Source organism: Streptomyces sp. NPDC107517 (assembly GCF_055582645.1).
On record NZ_JBVJPM010000001.1, the window covers coordinates 560,311 to 584,225 of the forward strand.

Annotated in this window: 18 protein-coding genes; 6 read left to right on the forward strand and 12 right to left on the reverse strand. The window is 70.8% G+C overall.

The annotated features are described in order from the left end of the window. Positions 1-62: 62 nt before the first annotated feature. A complete protein-coding gene (locus ACZ67T_RS02415; RefSeq protein WP_469981109.1) occupies positions 63-1,241 on the forward strand; it encodes an LLM class flavin-dependent oxidoreductase in 1,179 nt (392 codons plus the stop codon). Continuing rightward, positions 1,238-2,284, forward strand: a complete 1,047-nt coding sequence (locus ACZ67T_RS02420; protein WP_469981110.1) for a zinc-binding dehydrogenase — start codon at positions 1,238-1,240, stop codon at positions 2,282-2,284. Before ACZ67T_RS02415 ends, ACZ67T_RS02420 begins: the two co-directional genes overlap by 4 nt. Positions 2,285-2,342: 58 nt before the next feature. Here ACZ67T_RS02420 and pssA read toward each other — a convergent pair whose 3' ends face one another. The 9 genes from pssA to ACZ67T_RS02465 all read right to left on the reverse strand — a co-directional run bounded on the left by pssA (position 2,343) and on the right by ACZ67T_RS02465 (position 13,691). Beyond that, positions 2,343-3,161 (reverse strand): CDP-diacylglycerol--serine O-phosphatidyltransferase, encoded by an 819-nt coding sequence (gene pssA / locus ACZ67T_RS02425; protein ID WP_454397247.1) that lies wholly within the window; start codon positions 3,159-3,161, stop codon positions 2,343-2,345. A 22-nt stretch (positions 3,162-3,183) separates the two neighbouring features. Continuing rightward, positions 3,184-3,840 carry a phosphatidylserine decarboxylase gene (locus ACZ67T_RS02430; protein ID WP_469981111.1) on the reverse strand — a complete coding sequence of 219 codons (657 nt, stop codon included), beginning with the start codon at positions 3,838-3,840 and terminating at the stop codon, positions 3,184-3,186. A gap of 171 nt (positions 3,841-4,011) precedes the next feature. After that, positions 4,012-5,217, reverse strand: a complete 1,206-nt coding sequence (locus tag ACZ67T_RS02435) for an acyl-CoA dehydrogenase family protein (RefSeq protein WP_469981112.1) — start codon at positions 5,215-5,217, stop codon at positions 4,012-4,014. A 27-nt stretch (positions 5,218-5,244) separates the two neighbouring features. Beyond that, a complete protein-coding gene (locus ACZ67T_RS02440) occupies positions 5,245-5,748 on the reverse strand; it encodes a MaoC family dehydratase (protein ID WP_469981113.1) in 504 nt (167 codons plus the stop codon). Between the two features lie 5 nt (positions 5,749-5,753). Then, entirely contained in the window at positions 5,754-6,719 is a 966-nt protein-coding gene (locus ACZ67T_RS02445) for an HpcH/HpaI aldolase/citrate lyase family protein (RefSeq protein ID WP_469981114.1), read from the reverse strand. Then, a complete protein-coding gene (locus tag ACZ67T_RS02450) occupies positions 6,716-8,767 on the reverse strand; it encodes a protein meaA (protein ID WP_469981115.1) in 2,052 nt (683 codons plus the stop codon). The genes ACZ67T_RS02445 and ACZ67T_RS02450 overlap by 4 nt, the downstream gene beginning before the upstream one ends. Before the next feature lie 21 nt (positions 8,768-8,788). Beyond that, complete coding sequence (gene ccrA / locus ACZ67T_RS02455) at positions 8,789-10,126, reverse strand: crotonyl-CoA carboxylase/reductase (protein WP_100591526.1); 1,338 nt, start codon at positions 10,124-10,126, stop codon at positions 8,789-8,791. Positions 10,127-10,924: 798 nt separating this feature from the next. Beyond that, the gene (locus ACZ67T_RS02460; RefSeq protein ID WP_469981116.1) at positions 10,925-11,755 is read right to left on the reverse strand and encodes a TetR family transcriptional regulator; all 831 of its coding nucleotides are present in this window, start codon (positions 11,753-11,755) and stop codon (positions 10,925-10,927) included. 127 nt (positions 11,756-11,882) lie between these two features. Then, the gene (locus ACZ67T_RS02465) at positions 11,883-13,691 is read right to left on the reverse strand and encodes a 3-hydroxyacyl-CoA dehydrogenase family protein (protein ID WP_469981117.1); all 1,809 of its coding nucleotides are present in this window, start codon (positions 13,689-13,691) and stop codon (positions 11,883-11,885) included. A 355-nt stretch (positions 13,692-14,046) separates the two neighbouring features. On the opposite strand from ACZ67T_RS02465, the gene ACZ67T_RS02470 reads away from it, so the two are divergent. After that, positions 14,047-14,628 (forward strand): adenylosuccinate lyase, encoded by a 582-nt coding sequence (locus tag ACZ67T_RS02470; RefSeq protein WP_469981118.1) that lies wholly within the window; start codon positions 14,047-14,049, stop codon positions 14,626-14,628. A gap of 10 nt (positions 14,629-14,638) precedes the next feature. Here ACZ67T_RS02470 and ACZ67T_RS02475 read toward each other — a convergent pair whose 3' ends face one another. From ACZ67T_RS02475 to ACZ67T_RS02485, 3 genes are all read right to left on the reverse strand, one after another. Continuing rightward, entirely contained in the window at positions 14,639-15,208 is a 570-nt protein-coding gene (locus ACZ67T_RS02475) for a GNAT family N-acetyltransferase (RefSeq protein WP_469981119.1), read from the reverse strand. Between the two features lie 71 nt (positions 15,209-15,279). Next, a complete protein-coding gene (locus ACZ67T_RS02480; protein ID WP_469981120.1) occupies positions 15,280-16,854 on the reverse strand; it encodes an alpha/beta hydrolase in 1,575 nt (524 codons plus the stop codon). A 135-nt stretch (positions 16,855-16,989) separates the two neighbouring features. Continuing rightward, positions 16,990-18,036: an Rv2578c family radical SAM protein gene (locus tag ACZ67T_RS02485; protein WP_469981121.1), complete on the reverse strand. Its 1,047-nt coding sequence runs from the start codon at positions 18,034-18,036 to the stop codon at positions 16,990-16,992. Between the two features lie 143 nt (positions 18,037-18,179). On the opposite strand from ACZ67T_RS02485, the gene ACZ67T_RS02490 reads away from it, so the two are divergent. The 3 genes from ACZ67T_RS02490 (at position 18,180) to ACZ67T_RS02500 (ending at position 23,824) form a co-directional block, all read left to right on the forward strand. Next, positions 18,180-18,623 (forward strand): SRPBCC family protein, encoded by a 444-nt coding sequence (locus ACZ67T_RS02490; protein ID WP_326773396.1) that lies wholly within the window; start codon positions 18,180-18,182, stop codon positions 18,621-18,623. A gap of 205 nt (positions 18,624-18,828) precedes the next feature. Continuing rightward, on the forward strand, positions 18,829-21,240 hold the full coding sequence (locus ACZ67T_RS02495) for an MFS transporter (RefSeq protein ID WP_469981122.1): 2,412 nt from the start codon (positions 18,829-18,831) through the stop codon (positions 21,238-21,240). 154 nt (positions 21,241-21,394) lie between these two features. Then, entirely contained in the window at positions 21,395-23,824 is a 2,430-nt protein-coding gene (locus ACZ67T_RS02500) for an ATP-binding SpoIIE family protein phosphatase (RefSeq protein WP_469981123.1), read from the forward strand. Positions 23,825-23,915 lie beyond the last annotated feature (91 nt).

Consider the following 23,915-nt stretch of genomic DNA (forward strand, 5'->3'; position numbering starts at 1 on the left):
GGACGTAAGCAGCACGATGCCCGACCTTATGTCTCATGTCCTGGCCGACGAAAGGCGTACGCGTGCACACTTCAGCGCCTCAACTGCCGACCCGCTTCGGCGCGTTCATCGCCCCGTACCACGGAACCGACGGCAGCCCCGCCCTCCAGATCCGCGGCGACCTCGACCTGGTCCGCCATCTCGACGCCCTCGGCTACGACGAGGCGTGGATCGGCGAGCACCACTCCGCCGGGTACGAGACCGTCGCGTCGCCCGAGGTGTTCATCGCGGCGGCGGCCGAGCTCACGCACCGGATCAGGCTGGGCACGGGCGTGAACTCCCTGCCGTACCACCACCCCCTGATCCTCGCCGACCGGCTGCTCCAGCTCGACCACCAGACGATGGGGCGGGTCATGTTCGGCGCGGGCCCGGGCCAGCTGGCCTCCGACGCGTTCATGATGGGCATCGACCCGCTGCGCCAGCGCGCCATGATGGCCGAGGCGCTCGACGCGATCGTCCGCCTGGTGCGCGGCGAGACGGTGACCGAGCGGACGGACTGGTACGAGCTCGCCGACGCGCGTCTCCAGCTCGGCCCCTACCGGCCCGAGGGCCTCGACATGGCCGTCGCCTCCACCGTCTCTCCCTCGGGCTCGGTCCAGGCGGGCCGGCACGGCATCGGCCTGCTGTCCCTCGCCGCCGCGGACCCGGCCGGCCTCGCGGCCCTGAACGGGAACTGGACGGCGTACGAGAAGTCCTGCGCCCGCCACGGCCACACCGCCGAACGCGCCGCCTGGCGTCTGGTCGTCCCGATGCACCTCGCCGAGACCCGCGAGGCCGCCCGGGAGCAGGCGGCGCACGGGGTGCTGCACCTCGTGCGCTACATCGAGGGCCTGTCCGGCACGGAGCTGCCCTGGGGCCGGACCGCGAAGGACGCGCTCGACCGGTGGACGTCCGAGGGCTTCCCGGTCTTCGGGGTCGCCACCATCGGCACTCCGGACGACGCCCTGGCCCGTGTCGAGGCGCTCGCCGAGGCCTGCGGCGGCTTCGGCACGCTCCTCCTGCTCGACCTCCCGACCGGCACCCCCGCGGCCAAGCGCCGCAGCTACGAACTGTTCGCCGAGTACGTCGTCCCGCACTGCACCGGCGCGAACCGGCGCCGCACCGCGTCGGCCGCCTGGGCCCATGAGAACAGCGAGCGGTTCGTCGGGGCGATGCGCAGCGCGGTCGAGGCAGCGGTGCGCGGCGGGGGAGAGGTCCGATGAGGGCCGCCGTCCTGCGCCGCGGCCGGTTCGTCGAGGACGACGTGCCCGAGCCCGTGCCGGGCCCCGGACAGGTTCTCGCCGAGCCGCTCGCCACCGGCATCTGCGGCTCCGACCTGTCCGCCGCCCGCCACACCGACGCCTTCCTGCGCGCCTCCCGCGACTCCGGCACCGAGGCGTTCCTCTTCGACCCGGACGCCGACCTGGTCATGGGGCACGAGCTGTGCGCGCGGGTGCTGGGCCCGGGTGAGTGGCGGGGCCGGGTCGTCGTCGGGCTGCCGTGGGCGCTCGACGCGGGCGGCACCCTGCGCACCGTCGGATACGCCACCGCCTTCCCGGGCGGCTTCGGGGAGCGCGTCGTGCTCCAGGAGGCCGCGCTGATTCCCGTTCCCGAGCACGTGGCACCGCAGGTCGCCGCGCTCACCGAGCCGCTCGCCGTGGGCTTCGGGAACGTCGCGCGGGCCGCGCCCGAGCCCGGCTCCGGGGCCGTCGTCATCGGGGCGGGGCCCATCGGCCTCGGAGCCGTCGCCGCTCTCGTGGAGCGGGGCGTTGCGCCCGTCGTCGTATCGGAGCCGTCCCCGAGGCGGCGTGCCCTCGCCGAGCGCTTCGGCGCGCACGTGTGCGTCGACCCGGCGGCACAGGACCCCTTCGACGCATGGCGGGCGGCCGCGCCCGCGGACACGCCGCTCACGGTCCTGGAGTGCTCGGGCCGGGCCGGCATGTTCGACGAGATCCTGCACAGGGCGCCGCGCCGGACGAGGGTGCTCCTGATCGGCGCCTGTATGACGGAGGACGTCTTCACCCCCGTCGTCGGCCTCTACAAGGACATCACCGTGACCATGTGCATGGCGTACCCGCCGGAGGAGTTCGGCAGGACCCTGGAGCGCATCGCGGACGGCACGATCGACGCGGCCGCGCTCGTCACGGGCCAGGTGGGTCTCGGCGGCGTGTCCGCGGCCCTGGACACGCTCCGGCAGCCGGACGACCACGTGAAGGTCCTGGTACGCCCCGGCCTCCCCGGCACCGGCCTGCACCCCGCTCCCTGAGACGGACGAAGGGCCCCGAACCAAGTGGTTCGGGGCCCTTCGTCCGTACGGGTACGGGTTACGGCAGCTGCGCGGCACGTGCCTCGCGGCGGTTGTCCCGGAAGTTGTTCACCCTCCGGGCCGTCGCGAACAGGGGGATCACGGCGCCGAGGACCAGCTGCAGCGCGCAGCCGGTCTGGAGCAGCAGCTGGCCGCCGGGGGCGTCGAACGCCCAGGCCGCCAGGAGCCCCATCGCCGCCACGATCCACGACAGCATCGCGACCGCCAGCGGACCGCGCGGCTTCGGGTACTCGACGCGGCTCACCATCAGCCAGGCCGTACCGATGATCGCGAGGACCGTCGCCACGAACGGCAGCTCGAGGAGCACGATCGACACGACCGTGAGCGCCCCGAAGGGGCTCGGCATGCCCTGGAAGGTGCCGTCCTTCACCGTCACGCACGAGAATCTCGCGAGCCTGAGCACGACCGCCAGGAGCACCACGATGGCGCCCACCGCCGCCACCCGCTGATGCGCGTCGTCCGCGACCATGCCGTACACGAGGACGAAGTACGCGGGCGCGAGGCCGAAGCTGATGAGGTCCGAGAGGTTGTCCAGCTCGGCGCCCATCGGCGACGAGCGGAGCTTGCGCGCCACCAGGCCGTCGAACAGGTCGAAGATCGCCGCGGCCAGCATCAGGATCACGGCCGTGGCCGCGCTGTGCCGGGCCATGCCCGACTCCTGGCTGCCCTGGAGGTGCGGGATCAGGATGCCGGTGGTGGTGAAGTACACCGCCATGAAGCCGCACGTGGCGTTACCGAGGGTGAGGGTGTCCGCTATCGACAGGCGCAGTGAAAGCGGCATTTCCTCCGCTTCGTCCGCCTCCTCGGCCTCGGGCACCCACCCGGCCTGCGTCTCTGGATCAGTCACGGTCAATGCGAGTCACCCCAGCCACGGTCTTCTGGCCGACCTCGAGATCGACCTCGACACCCTCGGGGAGGTAGATGTCGACGCGCGACCCGAAGCGGATCAGACCGATGCGCTCGCCCTGCTCGAGCTTGGTGCCCTGCGGGACGTACGGGACGATCCGGCGGGCGACCGCGCCGGCGATCTGCACCATCTCGATGTCGCCGAGCTCGGTGTCGAAGTGCCAGACAACGCGCTCGTTGTTCTCGCTCTCCTTGTTGAACGCCGGGACGAACCCGCCGGGGATGTGCTCCACGGACGTCACCGTGCCCGCCAGGGGCGCGCGGTTGACGTGGACGTTCAGCGGGCTCATGAAGATCGCGACCCGGGTCCGCCCGTCCTTCCACGGCATGATGCTCTGCACCACGCCGTCGGCCGGGGAGATGACCCGGCCGGGGGCGATCTCACGCTCGGGGTCGCGGAAGAACCACAGCATGCCGGCCGCCAGAGCGGTGGCGGGTACGGCTACTGCGGCGGCCTTCTTGGAGCGACGCGAACGGGCCAGGCTCAGGGCGGCTGTGGCGACGGTCGGCAGGAGCCACGGCGATGCTCCGCGCGCAATGCGTCCACCGAGGACGCCGTCGCGTGGTGCAGAGGTTTGGCTGTGGGGCATGGATGACCTTCGTAGCGGATGATGCCGCGCTCTGTACGGGGGGACGGCGGCTTTCCCGGGATGCTATCGGTTGGGAGCCACAACTGGGCAAGCCAGGAAGCTGAGTCGGCGGCTGAAGAGTGCTGACAGGGTGTGATCTTCTTCTCGAACAAAACACCCTGTAGCGGACATTCAGCCCTGGAATCGATACTCCTCGAGCAGGCGGCGGCCAATGATCATTTTCTGGATCTCGGCGGTGCCTTCACCGATAAGGAGCATCGGGGCCTCGCGGTAGAGACGCTCGATCTCGTACTCCTTGGAGAAGCCGTAGCCGCCGTGGATCCGGAAGGCGTCCTCGACCACTTCCTTGCAGTATTCGGAGGCGAGGTACTTCGCCATCCCTGCTTCGAGGTCGTTTCGTTCCCCGGAATCCTTTTTGCGTGCTGCATTGACCATCATCGCATGGGCGGCCTCGACCTTGGTAGCCATCTCCGCGAGCTTGAACTGGATGGCCTGGTGCTGGGCGATCGGCTTGCCGAACGTCTGCCGTTGCTGGGCGTAGGAAACCCCCAGCTCAAACGCACGCTGCGCGACACCGCAGCCACGCGCCGCGACATTCACGCGGCCGACCTCCACTCCGTCCATCATTTGGTAAAACCCTCGGCCGGTCTCGCCGCCGAGTACCCGATTGGCCGGAATGCGTAGTCCGTCCATGATGAGTTCGGTCGTGTCGACGCCCTTGTAACCCATCTTGTCGATCTTCCCCGGAATGGTGAGGCCCGGACGGACCTCACCGAAGCCGGGCTCCTTCTCGACGAGGAAGGTCGTCATCGACTTGTGGGGCGCCGTGCCCTCAGGGTGTCCTTCGTCACTCTTGACCAGAACGGCCACCAGAGTCGACGAGCCGCCGTTCGTCAGCCACATCTTCTGGCCGTTCAGGACGTACTCGTCCCCGTCCTTCACCGCCTTCGACGAGATGGCCGACACGTCCGAGCCGAGCGCCGGCTCCGACATCGAGAACGCGCCGCGCGTCTCGCCCAGCGCCATGCGGGGCAGGAAGTGGTCCTTCTGCTCCTGCGTGCCGTGCTGCTTGAGCATGTACGCCACGATGAAGTGGGTGTTGATGATGCCGGAGACCGACATCCAGCCGCGGGCGATCTCCTCGACGCACAGCGCGTACGTGAGAAGGGACTCACCCAGGCCCCCGTACTCCTCGGGGATCATCAGGCCGAACAGGCCCAACTCCTTGAGGCCGTCGACGATCTGCTGCGGGTACTCGTCGCGGTGCTCCAGCTCGGTCGCGACCGGGATGATCTCCTTGTCCACGAAGTCGCGGACGGTGGAGAGGATCTCCTGCTGGACGTCGGTGAGACCGGCGGTCTGGGCGAGTCGGCTCATCTCTGCTTCTCCTGCGACTTGGCGTAGTTAATTGGAAGGCGTCGGGCGGCCGGGCTGCTCGCCGCCGCGCTCCTTGATGTACGTCTCGGTGGGGACCATCACCTTGCGGCGGAACACGCAGACCATCGTGCCGTCCTGCTTGTAGCCCTTGGTCTCCACGTAGACGATCCCGCGGTCGTTCTTCGACCTGGAGGGCGTCTTGTCGAGGACCGTCGTCTCGCCGTAGATCGTGTCGCCGTGGAACGTCGGCGCCACGTGCTTGAGCGACTCGACCTCCAGGTTGGCGATCGCCTTGCCGGACACGTCCGGCACCGACATGCCGAGGAGCAGCGAGTAGATGTAGTTCCCCACGACGACGTTCTTGCCGAAGTCGGTCGTCTTCTCCGCGTAGTTGCTGTCCATGTGGAGCGGGTGGTGGTTCATCGTCAGGAGACAGAAGAGGTGGTCGTCGTACTCGGTGACGGTCTTTCCGGGCCAGTGCTTGTAGACCGCGCCGACCTCGAACTCTTCGTAGGTGCGTCCGAACTGCATGGTGCTCAGGCCTCCGGGGCTTCGAACTTGGAGGTGCGCTGCATACCCGCGGCGCGTCCCTTGCCGGAGATGACCAGGGCCATCTTGCGGCTGGCCTCGTCGATCATCTCGTCGCCCAGCATCGCCGAGCCCTTCTTGCCGCCGGCCTCGGACGTGCAGAAGTCGTACGCGTCCAGGATCAGCTCGGCGTGGTCGTAGTCCTCCTGCGAGGGCGAGAAGATCTCGTTCGCCGCGGCGACCTGGTCCGGGTGCAGCACCCACTTGCCGTCGAAACCGAGGGCCGCGGCGCGCTTCGCGACCGCCTTGTAGCCCTCCTGGTTGCGGATCTGCAGGTAGGGGCCGTCGATCGCCTGGAGGTTGTTGGCGCGGGCGGCCATCAGGATCTTCATCAGGATGTAGTGGTAGGCGTCGGCGTCGTAGCCGGGCGGCTGCTCGCCGACGACCAGGGACTTCATGTTGATGGAGGCCATGAAGTCGGCCGGGCCGAAGATGATCGTCTCGACGCGCTGGGAGGCCGTCGCGATCGCGTTGACGTTGTTGAGGCCCTGCGCGTTCTCGATCTGGGCCTCGATGCCGATCTTGCCGGTCTCGAAGCCCATCGTCTTCTCGATCTGCGTGAGCAGCAGGTCGAGCGCCACGATCTGCTGGGCGTCCTGGACCTTCGGCAGCATGATGCAGTCGAGGTTCTGGCCCGCGCCCTCGACGACCGTGACGACGTCGCGGTACGTCCACTCGGTCGTCCAGTCGTTCACGCGCACCACACGCGTCTTGCCCGTCCAGTCACCCTCGTTCAGGAACTTGACGATGGTGTGCCGTGCCTCCGGCTTGGCGAGCGGCGCGCAGGCGTCCTCCAGGTCCAGGAAGACCTGGTCGGCGGGCAGACCCTGGGCCTTCTCCAGGAAGCGCGGGTTCGATCCCGGGACCGCGAGACACGAGCGGCGGGGACGGAGACGGTTGATGGGCGCGGTCATGCGGGGACCTCCAGAGGGTCGAGCTGGTTCGCTTGCCGGATCTCGTCGACGATACGTCCGATGATCTCCGTGATGCCGAAGTCCTTGGGGGTGAAAACGGCGGCCACGCCCGCGCGCTTCAGGTCCTCGGCATCGCCGTTGGGAATGATGCCGCCGACGATCACGGGGATGTCGGCGGCGCCCGCCTCGCGCAGCCGGTCGAGGACGTCGGGCACCAGCGCGGCGTGCGACCCGGAGAGGATCGACAGGCCGACACAGTGCACGTCCTCGGCGAGCGCGGCGGACACGATCTGTTCGGGCGTGAGCCTGATGCCCTGGTAGACCACCTCGAAGCCCGCGTCACGGGCGCGAACGGCGATCTGCTCGGCGCCGTTCGAGTGCCCGTCGAGGCCCGGCTTGCCGACCAGGAGGCGCAGCTTGCCCGAGCCGAGGTCCTCGGCCGTACGGGTCACCTTGCGGCGCACCTCCGCGAGCGGCGTGCCCTCCTCGGCGGTGACGGCGACGGGCGCCGACGAGACGCCCGTGGGGGCGCGGAACTCGCCGAACACCTCGCGCAGCGCCTGTGACCACTCGCCGGTCGTGACCCCGGCGCGGGCGCATTCGAGCGTGGCTTCCATCAGGTTCTCGTTGCCGGCCGCGGCCTCCTTCAGGCGCTCCACGGCCTGCTGGGTGGTCGGGTAGTGGAACGGGTCGCCCATGCCCTGCCGGTCGCTCGACTCCTGGCGTGTGGTGCGCCATTCGTCGATGGCCCGCACGACCCGCGACTCGACCTGGTGATCCACCGTCATGATCGCGGCGTCCAGGTCGGCGGTGAGCGGGTTCGGCTCCGTCGACTCGTGGATGTTCACGCCGACGATCTTCTCCTGGCCGCCCTCGATCCGCGCCCGCCGCTCGGCGTGCGAGGAGACGAGCTGCGACTTGAGGTAGCCGGACTCGACGGCGGCCATCGCGCCGCCCATCTCCTGGATCCGCTCGATCTCGGCGAACGACTCGGCGACGAGCTCGTCGACCTTCTTCTCGATGACGTGCGATCCCGCGAAGATGTCCTCGTACTCCAGCAGGTCGCTCTCGTGTGCGAGGACCTGCTGGATGCGCAGGGACCACTGCTGGTCCCAGGGGCGGGGCAGGCCGAGCGCCTCGTTCCAGGCAGGGAGCTGGACGGCGCGGGCGCGGGCGTCCTTGGACAGCGTCACGGCCAGCATCTCCAGGACGATGCGCTGGACGTTGTTCTCCGGCTGCGCCTCGGTCAGGCCGAGGGAGTTGACCTGGACGCCGTAGCGGAAGCGGCGTTGCTTCGCGTTCTCGATGCCGTACCGCTCGCGCGTGATCTGGTCCCAGATCCGCCCGAACGCCCGCATCTTGCACATCTCCTCGATGAAGCGGACACCCGCGTTCACGAAGAAGGAGATGCGGGCCACGACGTCCCCGAACTTCTCGGCGGGGACCTGCCCCGAGTCGCGAACGGCATCGAGAACGGCGATGGCGGTGGACATCGCGTACGCGATCTCCTGGACCGGTGTGGCCCCCGCCTCCTGGAGGTGGTAGCTGCAGATGTTGATCGGGTTCCACTTCGGCATGTGCCGGACCGTGTACGCGATCATGTCCGTCGTCAGCCGCAGGGAGGGACCCGGCGGGAACACGTGCGTGCCCCGCGACAGGTACTCCTTCACGATGTCGTTCTGCGTCGTGCCCTGGAGCCGGGCGATGTCCGCGCCCTGTTCCTCGGCGACGACCTGATAGAGCGCCAGGAGCCACATGGCGGTGGCGTTGATGGTCATCGAGGTGTTCATCTGCTCCAGGGGGATGTCCTGGAACAGCCGGCGCATGTCACCGAGGTGCGAGACCGGCACCCCGACCCGGCCGACCTCGCCGCGGGCGAGGATGTGGTCCGGGTCGTAGCCGGTCTGCGTCGGCAGATCGAACGCGACCGACAGACCGGTCTGGCCCTTGGCGAGATTGCGCCGGTACAGCTCGTTGGACGCCTCAGCCGTGGAGTGACCGGCGTACGTGCGCATCAGCCACGGACGGTCCTTCTGGCGCTCAGTCATGTTCCGCTACTCCTTGGGGGTTCAGATGTTGCGGAAGCGGTTGATGGCGTCGAGGTGCTGGGCGCGCAGTTCCTGGTCGCGGACGCCCAGGCCCTCCTTCGGGGCCAGCGCGAGGACGCCGACCTTGCCCTGGTGGAGGTTGCGGTGCACGTCGTAGGCGGCCTGCCCGGTGTCCTCGAGGGAGTACACCTTCGAGAGCGTCGGGTGGATCTTGCCCTTGGCGACCAGGCGGTTCGCCTCCCACGCCTCGCGGTAGTTGGCGAAGTGCGAGCCCACGATCTTCTTGAGGGACATCCACAGGTAGCGGTTGTCGTACTCGTGGTTGTAGCCGGACGTCGAGGCGCAGGTGACGATCGTGCCGCCCTTGCGGGTGACGTACACGGAGGCGCCGAAGGTCTCGCGGCCCGGGTGCTCGAAGACGATGTCGACGTCCTCGCCCCCGGTCAGCTCGCGGATGCGCTTGCCGAAGCGCTTCCACTCCTTGGGGTCCTGGGTGTGCTCGTCCTTCCAGAACTTGTAGCCCTCGGCGTTGCGGTCGATGACCGCCTCGGCGCCCATGGCCTCGCAGATGGCGGCCTTCTCCGGGCTGGAGACGACGCAGATCGGGTTGGCGCCGCCGGCCAGCGCGAACTGCGTGGCGTACGAGCCGAGTCCGCCGCTGGCGCCCCAGATCAGGACGTTGTCGCCCTGCTTCATGCCGGCGCCGTTGCGCGAGACGAGCTGGCGGTACGCGGTGGAGTTCACCAGGCCGGGGGCCGCGGCCTCTTCCCAGCTCAGGTGGTCCGGCTTCGGCATCAGCTGGTTGGACTTGACGAGCGCGATCTCGGCGAGGCCGCCGAAGTTCGTCTCGAAGCCCCAGATGCGCTGCTCGGGGTCGAGCATCGTGTCGTTGTGGCCGTCCGAGGACTCCAGCTCGACGGAGAGGCAGTGCGCGACGACCTCGTCGCCGGGGTTCCAGGCGTTGACGCCGGGACCGGTGCGCAGCACGACGCCCGCGAGGTCGGAACCGATGATGTGGTACGGCAGGTCGTGGCGCTTGGTGAGTTCCGACAGGCGTCCGTAGCGCTCCAGGAAGCTGAAGGTGGACACCGGCTCGAAGATCGAGGTCCAGACCGAGTTGTAGTTCACGGAGCTGGCCATGACGGCCACGAGCGCCTCGCCCGGGCCGAGTTCGGGGACCGGCACGTCGTCCAGGTGGATCGACTTGCGGGGGTCCTTGTCCCGGGTGTCGAGGCCGGCGAACATCTCCGTCTCGTCCTTGTGCACGGTGATGGCGCGGTACGACTCGGGGAGCGGCAGAGCGGCGAAGTCGGCGGAGGTCGACTCCGGCGACTGAATCGCGTCCAGGATTTCCTTCACGATGTTGCCTCCGGCGATGCGTCCCAGGGGGACGTTGAGGGGTACGTCGGGGTGGAGAGCTGCTGTGTGGGTGGAGAGGTGCCGTCGGTTCGGCGGGGTGTTGCTACGGCAGCGCTTGGTCGGCGCGAGAGGTTTGCCTGTGACGCAGGCGCCCGGGCGCGCTCGCCACGATTTGGGGTGGCTTGCGGGGACAGCCGACGTACGGAAGTTCTCTGCACGCCGGCCGCCCGGACACCTTCAACGTATGGCACCGCGTGCCAGTCGGCAAGACACTGCGTGCCACAACTTTTTGAGCGATGATCGATCAGTGCAGGTCAGGGGTGGTGCGGCTCGATGGCGCGGGAGGCCGGCCGCGGCTCTGGCCTGCGCCTCAGGGGCTCCGGAGGGGGTCCACGGGGGCCGCTGAAGGGGCCTCCAGGGGGCCCGTGGAGCGGGCGGAGCCGAGCGGCGAGGGGTGGGGTGGATCGCGCACTCGCGGCCGGACGGGGCCGCGGTCTGGCTCGGTGGGGACAGCGCCGCCGCCCGCCCGCCGGAAGCCGGGCGCACGGATCGCGCCGGACGGCCGGGGGCGGCGGTGCCGCTCGCCGGGCGGGGGGTCCCCGGGGGTGGCGGCGCTTGCGGGGCGAGGGGCCCCCGGGGGAGCTTGCCGGGCGGGAGGCCCCTGGGAGGTGGCGCGCTTGCCGGGCGGGAGGCCGGGGTGGCGGCGCCGGAGAGCGCCGGGCGCGCGGATTTGCCTGATGGGGCGTCAACAGCCCCTAGGCGCAGCTCAGTTCATGCGGAGAGTGGTCGGCGGAGCCGCTAGCCGCGTTCCCGCAGCGCCTTCTCGATCGTTCCCATGATCTCGTCCAGCGGCGCGTCCGTGCGCGCGACGGTGACCAGCACGTCGCCCCCGGTGCTCACCGAGGCCGCCGGAGCCGTGGCCGTGACCGTGCCCCGGCCCGCCCCGATGCCCGTGCCGAACGTCTTGCGGACGATCGCGAAGGCGTGGTCGAGCTGGTTCTCCACGTCGCCCTGGCCGCCGGCCCGCAGCCAGCGCCGCAGGACGTGGTTGTGGGCGGTGACGACGGCGGAGGCGGCGACCTCGGCGAGCAGCGGGTCGTCATTGCCGTGCTGGTGGGCGTGCTCGTCGAAGTGGCCCAGGAGATAGCGGGTGAAAAGCCGCTCGTAGCGGGCCACGGAGGCGATCTCGCGCTCGCGCAGGGTGGGTACCTCGCGCGTGAGGCGGTAGCGCTCCACCGAGACGGCGGGCGACGCCGCGTACATCTTCATGACTTCCTTGATGCCGCGGCACACCGTGTCGAGCGGATGCTCGTGCGCGGGCGCCGCGTTGAGGACCGCCTCCACCCGGATCAGGGTGTCGTCGTGGTCCGGGAAGATGGCCTCTTCCTTGGAGCGGAAGTGGCGGAAGAAGGTCCGCCGCGCCACACCCGCCGCGGCCGCGATCTCGTCGACCGTCGTGGCCTCGTAGCCCTTGGTCGCGAAGAGTTCCATCGCCGCGGCCGCCAGCTCCCGGCGCATCTTGAGCCGCTGGGCCGCGGCACGGGAGCCCGCGGCGCTCTCCGGAGCGTCGGGCGTGGGCGTCGTACGGGAGGACTTGGCGGCCTTGGACATGCCATGAACGTACTGCATATGCGCGGTGGCGTGCGCCCGAGCGGGGTTCCCCCCGCCCGGGACACGGGCGGGGGAAGTGAGACCGGGCGGCCGCAGCAGGCCGCCCCAGTCGGTGGGCCGTCCGGTGCCGCTGCCCGTGGGCCGGTCAGCGCCGGGCATATTCGCGGAAGCCGCGGCCGGTCTTGCGGCCGAGGCAGCCCGCGGCCACCAGGTGCTCGAGCAGTGGCGCGGGGGCCAGGCCCGGGTCGCGGAACTCGCGGTGCAGGACCTTCTCGATGGCCAGCGAGACATCGAGGCCGACCACGTCCAGGAGCTCGAAGGGCCCCATCGGGTAGCCGCCGCCGAGCCTCATCGCGGCGTCGATGTCGTCGAGCGTCGCGTAGTGCTCCTGCACCATCTTGATCGCGTTGTTCAGGTACGGGAACAGCAGCGCGTTCACGATGAAGCCCGCGCGGTCACCGCAGTCCACCGGGTGCTTGCGGATCTTCGTGCACACCTCACGGACGGTGGCGTGCACGTCGTCGCCGGTCAGCACCGTCCGCACGACCTCGACGAGCTTCATCGCGGGCGCCGGGTTGAAGAAGTGCATGCCGATGACGTCCTGCGGGCGCGAGGTCGCGCGGGCGCAGGCCACGACGGGCAGCGACGAGGTCGTCGTGGCGAGGACCGCGCCCGGCTTGCAGACCTTGTCGAGCGTCCCGAACAGCTGCTGCTTGATCTCCAGGTCCTCGGCGACGGCTTCGAGCGCCAGGTCGACGTCCGAGAAGGCGTCGTACGAACCCGCCGCAGTGATCCGGTCCAGGGCCTGTGCCGCCGCCTCCGCGCTCATGCGGCCCTTGTCGACAGAGCGCGAAAGAGACTTGCCGATACGGGACTTGGCCTTCTCGGCCTTCTCCTCGCTGCGGGCGGCGAGCACCACGTCGTAGCCCGCCTTCGCGAAGACCTCCGCGATGCCGGACGCCATGGTCCCGGAGCCCGCGACACCGACCGAGCGGATGGTGCGAGCGCCGTCCACGACCTCGCCCGCGAGCGGGGTGAGCGCGTCCCGCACGACCTCGGAGCTGCCCGGCTCCGCGTATGTGTAGAAGCCGCGACCCGACTTGCGGCCGGTCAGACCCGCCTCGCTGAGCTGCTTGAGGACGGGCGCCGGCGCGTGCAGGCGGTCGCGGGACTCGGCGTACATCGCGTCGAGGACCGTGCGCGCGGTGTCGATGCCGATGAGGTCGAGCAGCGCGAGGGGGCCCATCGGCAGGCCGCAGCCCAGCTTCATCGCGGCGTCGATGTCCTCGCGCGAGGCGTACTTCGCCTCGTACATCGCGGCGGCCTGGTTGAGGTAGCCGAACAGCAGGCCGTCGGCGACGAAGCCGGGCCGGTCGCCCACCGCGACGGGCTCCTTGCCGAGTTCGACGGCGAGATCCGTGACCGCCGCGACGGCCGTGGGCGCGGTGAGCACCGACGAGACGACCTCGACGAGCTTCATCGCGGGCGCCGGGTTGAAGAAGTGCAGCCCGAGGACCCGCTCCGGGCGGGCCGAGTCGGCGGCGAGCCGCGTCACGGACAGGGCGTTCGTGCCGGTCGCGAGGATCGTCTCCGGCCGCACGACGGCGTCGAGGTCCCGGAAGATCTGCTGCTTGATCTCGTACGACTCCGGGGCCACCTCGATGACGAGGTCGGCGTCGGCCGCGGCCTGGAGGTCCGTGAAGGTGCGGAAGCGGGCGAGGACGTCCCGCCGCTCGTCCTCGGTGAGGCGCTCGCGGCGCACCGCACGCGCCGTCGAGGCATCGAGCGCGGCGACGGCCTGCGCGGCCGCGGCCTCGCTGATGTCGATGCCGATGACCTCACGGCCGGCGCGGGCGAGCACCTCGGCGATGCCGGTGCCCATCGTGCCGAGACCGACGACCGCGACGGTCGGGAGGGTGGCCTGGGAAGCGGGGGAGGACAGGGGAGCGTCCATCTGAGGACTCCAGGAGGGAGGAGTGACGACTGAGAGGCACAAGCGCATACGCCCACGGGCGTACGGAGTGCGGGGATTCGCGGCCGGACGCGACGCACACAGGCGTCCGGTGAATCGGTGAGATGAAGATCCGGCGGGGCTCTGTCCCGGAGCCGCGCCGTACTGCGGTACCTGAGGCACCGAACCGACTGGCACTCTCGGCGGCTGCGTCACCAGGCCGCCAGGAGTGAGGTGCGGGGAGTGTGTCCCGCTCAATTGAGATTAACCGGCGAGTAACGAGCGCGCCAGCCCTCGGCGTTCATCAGTCTCTGTGATCTACGTCGCCGGAGCCCAGGGCCTGTCTACGCTGGACCGCATGGACGAAGAGTTGCGAGCGGTGACGGAGCGTTTACGGGCCGAGTCGGGCGCCTCCCCGCTGCTCGACCGGATCGCGGCCACCGGCGACCTCGACGAGCTGGCGGCCGTGCTGACCGAGCCCGGGCGGCCGCTGTGGGCGCGCGAGCTGGCCGCGTACCGCCTCGGCGTGGCCGGGGACCGCCGGGCCTTCGAGGCGCTCGTCCTGCTCCTCAACCACCGCGACCCGGCACGGTGTGCCACCGCCGCGCACGCCCTGGCCGCGCTCGGCGACCCGCGCACGGCGCGCGCGGCCGCCGCGCTCGCCACGAACGAGCTGCGGGTCGCGTACGCGCTGCACCCGGTGCGGCTCCTGGCCGCGCTGCGCGCTCCCGAGTCCGCGCCCGCGCTGATCGCCACACTGGAGCGGCGCCTCGGCCCCCGTGATCCGTACCGCGCGGTCGCGCTCGCGTGCGTGGACGGGCTCGGCGGCCTCGGGGACGCGCGCGCCCGTCCGGCCCTGACCGCGGCCCTCGCCCACCCGGCGCTCGCACAGGCCGCGGTTCGGGCGCTCGCGCGACTGCCCGAGCAGCGGGAGGGCTGAAGCCCCGGCGTCAGCGGCGGACGGCGCGCACGTAGCGCACTTCCGGTACCGGTTCACCGTCCACCTCGAACGGTTCCTCGGCGCCGTCCGGGGTGAACCCCGCGCGCTCGTAGAACCTGCGGGCGCGGGCGTTCTCCTTGAGCACCCACAGTCGTATCCGCTCGTAGCCGGCGTCGGCGCAGCGGTCCAGGCAGGTGGCCAGGAGGGTGCGGCCCACGCCGGTGGACAGCTGCCCGTCGTGCACGTAGATCGCGTACAACTCGGCCTCTCCGGGCGGGAGATCGTCGTCGCGGGACGGGCCGTGGCAGGCCCAGCCGACCGGGTCGCCGGCGCGCTCCGCGACCAGGTTCACCACCGACGAACCGGCCTGCGCGAGACGCTCGCGGGCGCGCGCCGCGTCTTCCTCGATACTCAGTGCGGCCAGATAGGACGCCGGCATCAGGCCCGCGTACGCCGTCCGCCAGCCGCGGATCCGGATTCCCGCGACCGCCTCGCAGTCGGCGTCGGCCATGTCCCGGACGTGGATGTCCGCCGCCGGGAGCGCAACAGGGGCGGTGTCGTGGGTTCGAGGAGTGCTCATGCGCCCATCGTGACCCGTCGGACACCGCCCCGGCCAGGGTGTGCATCACAGGGAGCTGCTCAGCCGGCTGCTCAGCCGCGGAAGCCCATCAGCCCGTGCAGACTGATGCCGCGTGACGGGGGTGGACCGGCGGCGCGCTTCTTCGCGAGCGGTTTCGGGTCCGGCAGCTTCTTGCATGTCGCGTCGGCCTCGCCGCTGCCGTGCGGCACCTTCCCGGTCCGCAGATAGTCGGCCAGATATCGGTCCACGCAGGCGTTTCCGCTCAGGCTGATGCCGTGGTTCTCACCGCCCTGCTCGACCACCAGGCTGGAGCCGCGCAGCTCGTGGTGGACGGCGACGCCGCCCTCGTAGGGTGTGGCGCCGTCGTCGGTGGCCTGGAGGAGCAGCGTCGGCGGCAGCGCGTCGTTGGACACGTCCGTCGGGGCCAGCGGACTCGTCGGCCAGAACGCGCACGGTGCGTTGTACCAGGCGTTGTTCCAGGTCGAGAAGGGCGCCTTCTCGGCCGTCTGCCAGTTGTCGTCGCGCCACTGGTTCCAGTCGCGCGGCCACCCGGCGTCGCGGCACTGCACGGCCGTGTAGACGCTGTAGCCGTTGGCGCCCGAGGCGTCGACGGCGCCGAACTGCTTGTACGCCCGGACGAGCGGGGCCGGGTCCTTGTCCTTCACGTACGCCGCGAACGCCTGGGCCAGATAGGGCCAGTAGCCGTTGTAGTAGCCGCCCGGCAGGAAGGTGTCCTCCAGTTCGGCGGCCCCGACCTTCTTGCCCGCCGGCGTCTTCTGCACGGCGTCGCGCATCGCGTACCACTCGGCCTCGACCTTCGCCGGGTCCTTGCCGAGCTTGTACGCCGCGTCGTGCCGCGCGACCCAGGCGAGGAACGCCTGGTGGCGGGCGTTGAACGCGTGGTCCTGCCCGATGTTGTCGTCGTACCAGACACCGCCCGGGTCGACGATCGAGTCGAGCACCAGGCGGCGCACGCGCAGCGGGTAGAGCTTGGCGTAGACGGCGCCCAGGTAGGTGCCGTACGAGTAGCCGAAGTAGTTGAGCTGCTGCGCACCGAGCGCCGCGCGGATCGCGTCCATGTCCCTGGCGGCGCTCACCGTGTCGAAGTACGGGAGCACGTCCGCGTACTTGGTGGTGCACGCCTTCGCGAACGCCTGCGCGCGGTCGAGGCCGGCGCGCTCGATCGCCGGGGTGGACGGCACGCTGGGCGGGCGCACGGTGGCGAAGTGCTTGGGCCGGCAGTTCAGGGCCGGTTTGCTCTTGCCGACGCCGCGCGGGTCGAAACCCACGACGTCGTACTGGGCGGCGACGCTCTTCGGCAGCTCGCGTGCCACGAAGCCCGCCAGCATCAGGCCGCTGCCGCCGGGACCGCCGGGGTTCACCAGGAGCGGGCCCTGCGACGTCTTCGCGGTGTGCCGGACCCGGGACAGGGCGAGCGTGATCTGCTCGCCGCCGGGGCGGTCGTGATCGAGCGGCACCCGCACCGAGGAGCACTGGAGCGCCGGGTACTTCTTGGTCCCGCAGTCCTTCCAGGTGAGGGCTGCGCGCTGGACGGAAAGGGTCGGGGCGGCGGCGGCCGGAGCCGCGGCGAGCATGCCGGCCACCATGGTGGCGGCGCCGCACACAGCGGCTACGCGTTTCTTCATCGGGCCTCCCAGGACGGAGGGTTCAGGGCCGCGAGCGCGCGGCCCCCGCGGCATGGTCCCCGAATTCACGCCGAGAACGTCCTGTTATACGCAGAGTTGACCCGATTGGCGTGTACGTGTCCGGGAGGAACGCGATCAGAGAAGCGTGAGCTGGGTGGCCGCGGGGGCGGGCTCCGGCTCCTGGTGTGCGCGCAGCCGTCGCGGGGCCTGCGCGCGCGAGGGGCCGATGCCGAACTCCTCGGCCAGTTCGTGCACCTGACGGGTGATCCGGCGCTGGTACCACCTCGGGGCGTACGCGCCCTCCGCGTACAGCCGCTCGTAGCGCCGAACGAGATGCGGGTGGTGCCGGCCGAGCCAGGACATGAACCACTCGCGCGCCCCGGGCCGCAGATGCAGCACGAGGGGCGTCACGGAGGTCGCCCCGGCCGCCGCGACGGCCCGTACGGTCTCCCGCAGTTGACCGGGGTGGTCCCCCAGGAACGGGATCACGGGGGCCATCAGGACCCCGCAGCCGATGCCGGCCTCGCCGAGGGCGCGGACGACGTCGAGGCGCCGCTCCGGCGCGGGTGTGCCCGGCTCGACCGTGCGCCACAGCTCGCGGTCGACGAAGCCGACGGACACGGAGACGCCCACGTCCGTGACCTCGGCGGCCTGTCGCAGCAGGTCGAGGTCGCGCAGGATCAGCGTGCCCTTCGTGAGGATCGAGAACGGGTTCGCGTAGTCCCTGAGCGCCTCGATGATTCCCGGCATCAGCCGGTAGCGCCCCTCCGCGCGTTGGTAGCAGTCCACGTTCGTGCCCATCGCGATGTGCTCGCCGCGCCAGCGGCGCGAGGCCAGATGGCGGCGCAGCAGGTCCGGCGCGTTCACCTTCACGACGATCTGGCTGTCGAAGCCGAGTCCCGTGTCGAGGTCCAGATAGCTGTGCGTCTTGCGGGCGAAGCAGTAGACACACGCGTGCGTGCAGCCCCGGTACGGATTGACCGTCCACTCGAACGGCATGCGGGAGGCGCCGGGCACGCGGTTCACGATCGACCTGGCCCGGATCTCGTGGAAGGTGACGCCCGCGAACTCAGGCGTGTCGAACGTGCGGGTGATCACGCCGTCCGCGCCGAAGAGCGCGGCGTCCGTGACCCTCCCTGTCGGGATTTCGGCCGGATTCTCCGTGAGGTTCTCCCAGCGCATGACGCCTCCTAGCTAGCACTGGGCACAGAATAGAACACATGTTCCCTTGATCGTGCGACCCCGATTTTGGCGGCCACCCGCGAGGGTGGTTGGCTTGGGCTCCCTCTCGAACACCGAGAACACCGACTGCTGGAGGAAGTGCCATGGCGCAGGTCGAGGCCATCACGGAGCGGGTCATCGCCGCCAAGCCGGACGACGTATTCGACGCGCTCGCCGACTACAGCGGCACGCGCGCGAAGCTGCTGCCCGAGCACTTCAGCGAGTACGAGGTCCGCGAGGGCGGTGACGGCGAGGGCACGCTCGTCCACTGGAAGCTCCAGGCCACCAGCAAGCGGGTCCGCGACTGCCTCCTCGAGGTCAGTGAGCCCACCGACGGCGAACTCGTCGAGAAGGACCGCAACTCCTCGATGGTCACCACCTGGCGCGTGACCCCGTCCGGCGAGGGCGCCTCCCGCGTCGTCGTCAGCACGGTGTGGAACGGCGCGGGCGGCATCGGCGGCTTCTTCGAGAAGACCTTCGCCCCCAAGGGCCTCGGCCGCATCTACGACGCCGTCCTCGCGAAGCTCGCCGCCGAGGTGGAGAAGTAGCCCCGGTGTAGCACCCCGATGCAGTACCCCGATGTAGTGCTCACCGTTTCGAGTGGTTTTCCGTTCGCGCGCGGTTGTACGCCGTAGGGCTCCCACCGGCGCATTCGCGCCCGGAACCCGCTGGAGTCGACCCTCGTCGCGCTTGCCCGCAGTTGTCGCGTAATGCGAGAAATATGCGGCGCAGGCGCGACGAGGGGAGCGACAGGTGGGCACGACGACGCTGGTGACGAGTGAGCCGGGGCCGGTGCCGGCGACGCCGCCGACTCCGGCCCCCGAGCCCCGACCGGCCGTGGAGCGGCGGGAGTTCCCGGACCACGGCCTCAGCCCCAGCCGGGTGCGCATGGTCTTCTTCGGGCTCATGCTGGCGCTGCTGCTCGCCGCGCTCGACCAGATGATCGTCGCCACCGCGCTGCCGAAGGTCGTCGGCGAACTGCACGGCCTCGACAAGATGTCCTGGGCGATCACCGCCTATCTCCTGACCGCCACCATCGGCCTGCCGATCTACGGCAAGCTCGGCGACCTCTTCGGCCGCAAGGGCGTCTTCCAGTTCGCCATCGCCGTCTTCGTCGTCGGCTCCGCGCTGGCCGGCTGGTCGCGCACCATGGACGAACTCATCGCGTTCCGCGCCGTCCAGGGCATCGGCGCCGGCGGACTCATGATCGGCGTGCAGGCGATCATCGCGGACATCGTGCCGCCTCGTGAACGCGGCCGCTACATGGGTCTCATCGGCGCCGCGTTCGGCCTCGCGTCCGTCGCGGGCCCGCTGCTCGGCGGCTACTTCACCGACCACCTCACCTGGCGCTGGTGCTTCTACGTCAACGTGCCCTTCGGTCTGGTCACGCTCGCCGTCGTCACCGTCGTGCTCAAGCTGCCCCGGCCGAAGGTCAGGGCCAGACTCGACGTCCTCGGGGCCCTGCTCCTCGCGGCGGCCTCAACCTGCCTCGTTCTGCTGACCAGTTGGGGCGGCACCGAGTACGCCTGGGGTTCGCGGGTCATCCTGGGGCTCGCCGCCGGAGCGGCCGTGGCGGCCGTGCTCTTCGTCGTCGCCGAGCACTTCGCCGCCGAACCCGTCATCCCGCTGCGGCTGTTCCGCGACCCCGTCTTCAACATCACCGGCCTGGTCGGCATGGTCGTCGGCATCGCCCTCTTCGGAGCGGCCAGTTACCTGCCGACCTTCCTCCAGATGGTCGACGGCGCGAGCGCCACCGAGTCGGGGCTGCTGATGCTGCCGATGATGGGCGGCATCGTCATCGCCTCGATCGTCTCCGGCCAACTCATCAGCCGCACCGGGCACTACAAGATCTACCCGGTCCTCGGCGGGGCCCTGTCGACGGCGGGCATGTGGCTCCTGTCCCGCCTCGAAGTCGACACCCCGCGACTGCACTACAGCCTCTACATGGCGGTACTCGGAGCGGGCATCGGCCTGATCATGCCGGTGCTGATCCTCGCCGTGCAGAACGCCGTGCGCCCCGCCGACATCGGCACCGCGACCAGTGCCAACAACTACTTCCGGCAGATCGGCGGCAGCGTCGGCGCCGCGATCTTCGGCACGCTCTTCGCCGACCGGCTCGCCGACGCCCTCGCGGACCGGCTGCCCAAGGGGACGGGCCTGCCCGACCCGGAGTCCATCACCCCGCAGCTCGTCCACGCCCTGCCGCGCGCGCTGCGCGACGGCTACATCCAGGCGTACGCCGACGCCATGCCCCGGATCTTCCTCTACCTCGTTCCGGTGCTCGTCCTCGGCCTCGTGATCGCCTTCTTCCTCAAGGAGACACCTCTGTTGTCCAGTGCCGCCCCTCACAGCGCCCCGAGCGGCGAGAGCGCCTCAGTCCCGTCCCAGGCCCGGACCTCGTACGGCGCCGGCGTGCCGGTCTGCGGCATCGTCCAGCACCCCGACGGGACCGCGGTGCCGCGCGCCGCGCTCACCCTCATCGACGTCGGCGGCCAGCAGATCGGGCGCGGCGCGAGCGGCGACGACGGCCGGTACGCCCTGTCGACGCCCGGCGCCGGAAGTTACGTCCTGATCGCGGCGGCGGGCGGACACCAGCCCCAGGCCGTGACCGTCACCGTGGGGGAGCGGCCGGTCGACCTCGACGTCGTCCTCGGCGGCGCGGGGCGGCTCGCCGGGAGCGTGCTGACCGCCGACGGCGCGCCCGTGCGCGAAGCCACCGTGACCCTGACCAACGTCCACGGTGAGGTCGTCTCCACGACCCGCAGCGGGCGCGAAGGCGGCTACGTCATCACGGAGCTGGTGGCCGGCGAGTACACGCTCGCCGCGAGTGCGCCCGCGTTCCGCCCCGCAGCACTTCCCGTCACCGTGATGGCCGCGCGCGAGACCCGTCAGGACGTCGAACTCGCGGGCGGCGCCGTGCTGCGGGGCACGGTCAGGGCCGGCGGCGGACGCCCCGTCGAGGACGCGCGGGTGACCCTCCTCGACGCGGCGGGCAATGTCGTCGACACCCTCACGACGGGCGCCGACGGCACGTTCCGTTTCGTCGACCTGTCGTCGGGCGAGTACACCGTGATCGCCGCCGGTTACCCGCCGGTCGCCACGGTGTTGCACATGGCCGGCGGCGGCCGCACGGAGCGTGACCTGCAACTGGGCCACGAGGACTGAGCGTTGGGGGCCGGGCGCCGCGCCCGGCCCCGGCACTCCGTGCCCGTTCAATTCGGCCGATGCAGCCCCCTGCACCCCCGTACCGCGTACCGTGGAACGGGAAAGGGCCGAACCGATGACGCTCGGTCGCCGCGCGGGGAAGGGAGCGCAGGCCATGCACAGTGGCACCGGGACGGCCCCGCAGAGCCCCGTGCCGGGCCGTGTACCCCTGGCGGTCGTCGTGGTCGACGGCGACGGACTCGTCTCGCACTGGAGCACCGGCGCGCGCCGCCTCTTCGGCCCCGCGCGCGAGGACGCCGTCGGCCGCCCCGCCACCGACCTGCTGCCCGTCTCCGGCGCGCTGCCCGACGGCCCCGACTCCCAGGCGTACGGGGAAGAGGGCGCGTACGACGGGCTCGGCCCCGGCCTGGAGTCCTCGCTCGACGGGCGGGCCTCGTACCCCGCCGCGGGCCGCGCCCGCCTCGAAGCTCCGCTCCGGGAGCGCATCGACGTCCTGTGGTGGGCCTACCCGCTGGTCGGCCCCGGTCCCGAGAAGCTGCTCGTACTCGCCGCCGACGCAGGCCGGCTGCACGCCGACGACGTGCCCGACGGGCATCCCCTGGAGCGCATCGCACCCGGCTTCGCCCTGCACACCGACTTCCCCGGAGCCGACGAGCTGGCCCGCGGACTCCCCGCCATCCTGCCCAGCATGAGCGTCGGCGAGAGCGCCCGCATCGTCTCCCAGATCCTCGAGTTCGGCTATCCCGTACTGGAGTTCAGCCTCCACGACCGCGTACCCGTCACCGCCGACTGGGGCGTGCCCCGGCGCGCCGAGCGCAAGGCCCGCAGGGAGGAGGCCGCCCGCGCGGCCGCCGCCGGACTGCCCGCTCCACGCCGCGCGCCCGACGACGACCCCGACGACCTCGAGTACGCCGCCGTCCGCGAACACCTGGAGTTCCTCAACGAGGTGAGCGGGCGCATCGGTTCGTCCCTCGACCTGTCCCGCACGATCATCGAGGTCAGCCGGGCCGTCGTACCGCGCTTCACGGACGTCGCGGGCACCTATCTGCGCGAACAGGTCGTCGCGGGCGAGGGGTTCCCCGAAGGCCCGCCCGACGCGACCACCCTGTGGCACCGCGTCGCCCTGGAGCACACGGACGAGCCGGGCCGCTGGGACGACGTCGTGCCCGTCGGCGAGTCGATGCCGTTCCCCGCGCACACGCCGTTCTTCCAGTGCATGACCTCGGGACAGCCCGTCCTCGTCCCGCGCATCAGCGAGGAGATGGGCAACGCGATCGCGTCGCAGTTCGAGAAGCGCGACATCAGGCCCCTCATCACCAACCGCTCGATGCTGGTGGTGCCCCTGAAGGCGCGCAACGTCGTCCTCGGGTTCATGATCCTGCTGCGCCACCGCGAACGCCCGGTCTTCAACGACATGGACCGCGTCACCGGCGCCGAACTCGCCGCCCGCGCGGGCCTCGTCCTCGACAACGCCCGCATGTACACGTACCAGGAGAGCGTGGCCGAGACGCTCCAGGACAGCATGCTGCCGCACATCGAGCCGCACATGCCCGGCTGCGACATCGCCACCCGCTATCTGCCCGGCACGCTCCTCGGCCGCGTCGGCGGCGACTGGTTCGACTCGATCAAGCTGCCGGGCTCGCGGACCGCACTCGTCGTCGGCGATGTCATGGGACACGGGCTCAACTCGGCGGCGATGATGGGCCAGTTGCGCACCGCCGTCCAGACCATGGCGGCCCTGGACCTGCCTCCGGCCCAGCTCCTGCGCAACCTCGACGACCTCGCTCAGCGCCTCGGCGAGCACTACCTCGCGACCTGCCTGTACGCGGTCTACGACCCGATCGCGAACGAGCTGGAGCTCGCCAACGCCGGGCACATCCCGCCGGTCCTCGTCCGCGCCGAGGGCGGCCGCAGCGAGCTGCTGGAACTGCCCACCGGCGCGCCCATCGGTGTCGGCGGCGTCCCCTTCGAGTCGGTCCGCGTCCCGATGGCGCCCGGTGACCGGCTCGTCATGTGCACCGACGGCCTCGTCGAGGTGCGCGGCGAGGACATCGGCGTCGGCCTCGCCACGCTCTGCGAGTCCGCCGCGCACCCCGCGGCCTCCATGGACGCCGCCTGCGACACCATCATCAGATCCCTGAACACCCGCGGCGGCCGCAAGGACGACGTCGCCCTCCTCATGGCCCGGCTCAACGGCATCGCGCCCGAGGACGTCGCCCACTGGAGCGTCACTCCCGACCCCGCCGAAGTGCCCCGCACGCGCGCCCTCGTCCGCGACCAGCTCACGGCGTGGGGACTCGGCGCGCTCACCGCCCCCGCGGAAATGATGGCCGGGGAGCTCGTCGCCAACGCCGTACGGCACGCCCGCACCCGCAGCGTCGAGGTACGCCTGGTGCGCTCGGGGACCCTCGTGTGCGAGGTCGAGGACGACGACCAGCGGCTGCCGACACTGCTCAACGCGGGCCCGGGCGACGAGTTCGGGCGCGGCCTGCGCGTCGTGAGCGCCCTTGCCAGGCAGTGGGGCACGAGTCGTACGGGCTCCGGCAAGACCGTGTGGTTCGAACTGGCGTTGCCGCGAGCGTAGTTGGCGGGGGGCGTGCCGGGCGTACACGCATCGAATGCGGCGTGAAGGTATGCGCCGGGTGCTTGTGGGCGGGGCCCGGGCGCGGTAGACC

Excerpts from the sequence above, each read along its gene's own strand:
- ACZ67T_RS02420 (WP_469981110.1), top strand. The coding sequence starts at position 1,238 with ATGAGGGCCGCCGTCCTGCGCCGCGGCCGGTTCGTCGAGGACGACGTG.
- ACZ67T_RS02430 (WP_469981111.1), bottom strand. The coding sequence starts at position 3,840 with ATGCCCCACAGCCAAACCTCTGCACCACGCGACGGCGTCCTCGGTGGA.
- ACZ67T_RS02435 (WP_469981112.1), bottom strand. The coding sequence starts at position 5,217 with ATGAGCCGACTCGCCCAGACCGCCGGTCTCACCGACGTCCAGCAGGAG.
- ACZ67T_RS02440 (WP_469981113.1), bottom strand. The coding sequence starts at position 5,748 with ATGCAGTTCGGACGCACCTACGAAGAGTTCGAGGTCGGCGCGGTCTAC.
- ACZ67T_RS02445 (WP_469981114.1), bottom strand. The coding sequence starts at position 6,719 with ATGACCGCGCCCATCAACCGTCTCCGTCCCCGCCGCTCGTGTCTCGCG.
- ACZ67T_RS02450 (WP_469981115.1), bottom strand. The coding sequence starts at position 8,767 with ATGACTGAGCGCCAGAAGGACCGTCCGTGGCTGATGCGCACGTACGCC.
- ACZ67T_RS02460 (WP_469981116.1), bottom strand. The coding sequence starts at position 11,755 with ATGCAGTACGTTCATGGCATGTCCAAGGCCGCCAAGTCCTCCCGTACG.
- ACZ67T_RS02465 (WP_469981117.1), bottom strand. The coding sequence starts at position 13,691 with ATGGACGCTCCCCTGTCCTCCCCCGCTTCCCAGGCCACCCTCCCGACC.
- ACZ67T_RS02470 (WP_469981118.1), top strand. The coding sequence starts at position 14,047 with ATGGACGAAGAGTTGCGAGCGGTGACGGAGCGTTTACGGGCCGAGTCG.
- ACZ67T_RS02475 (WP_469981119.1), bottom strand. The coding sequence starts at position 15,208 with ATGAGCACTCCTCGAACCCACGACACCGCCCCTGTTGCGCTCCCGGCG.
- ACZ67T_RS02480 (WP_469981120.1), bottom strand. The coding sequence starts at position 16,854 with ATGAAGAAACGCGTAGCCGCTGTGTGCGGCGCCGCCACCATGGTGGCC.
- ACZ67T_RS02485 (WP_469981121.1), bottom strand. The coding sequence starts at position 18,036 with ATGCGCTGGGAGAACCTCACGGAGAATCCGGCCGAAATCCCGACAGGG.
- ACZ67T_RS02490 (WP_326773396.1), top strand. The coding sequence starts at position 18,180 with ATGGCGCAGGTCGAGGCCATCACGGAGCGGGTCATCGCCGCCAAGCCG.
- ACZ67T_RS02500 (WP_469981123.1), top strand. The coding sequence starts at position 21,395 with ATGCACAGTGGCACCGGGACGGCCCCGCAGAGCCCCGTGCCGGGCCGT.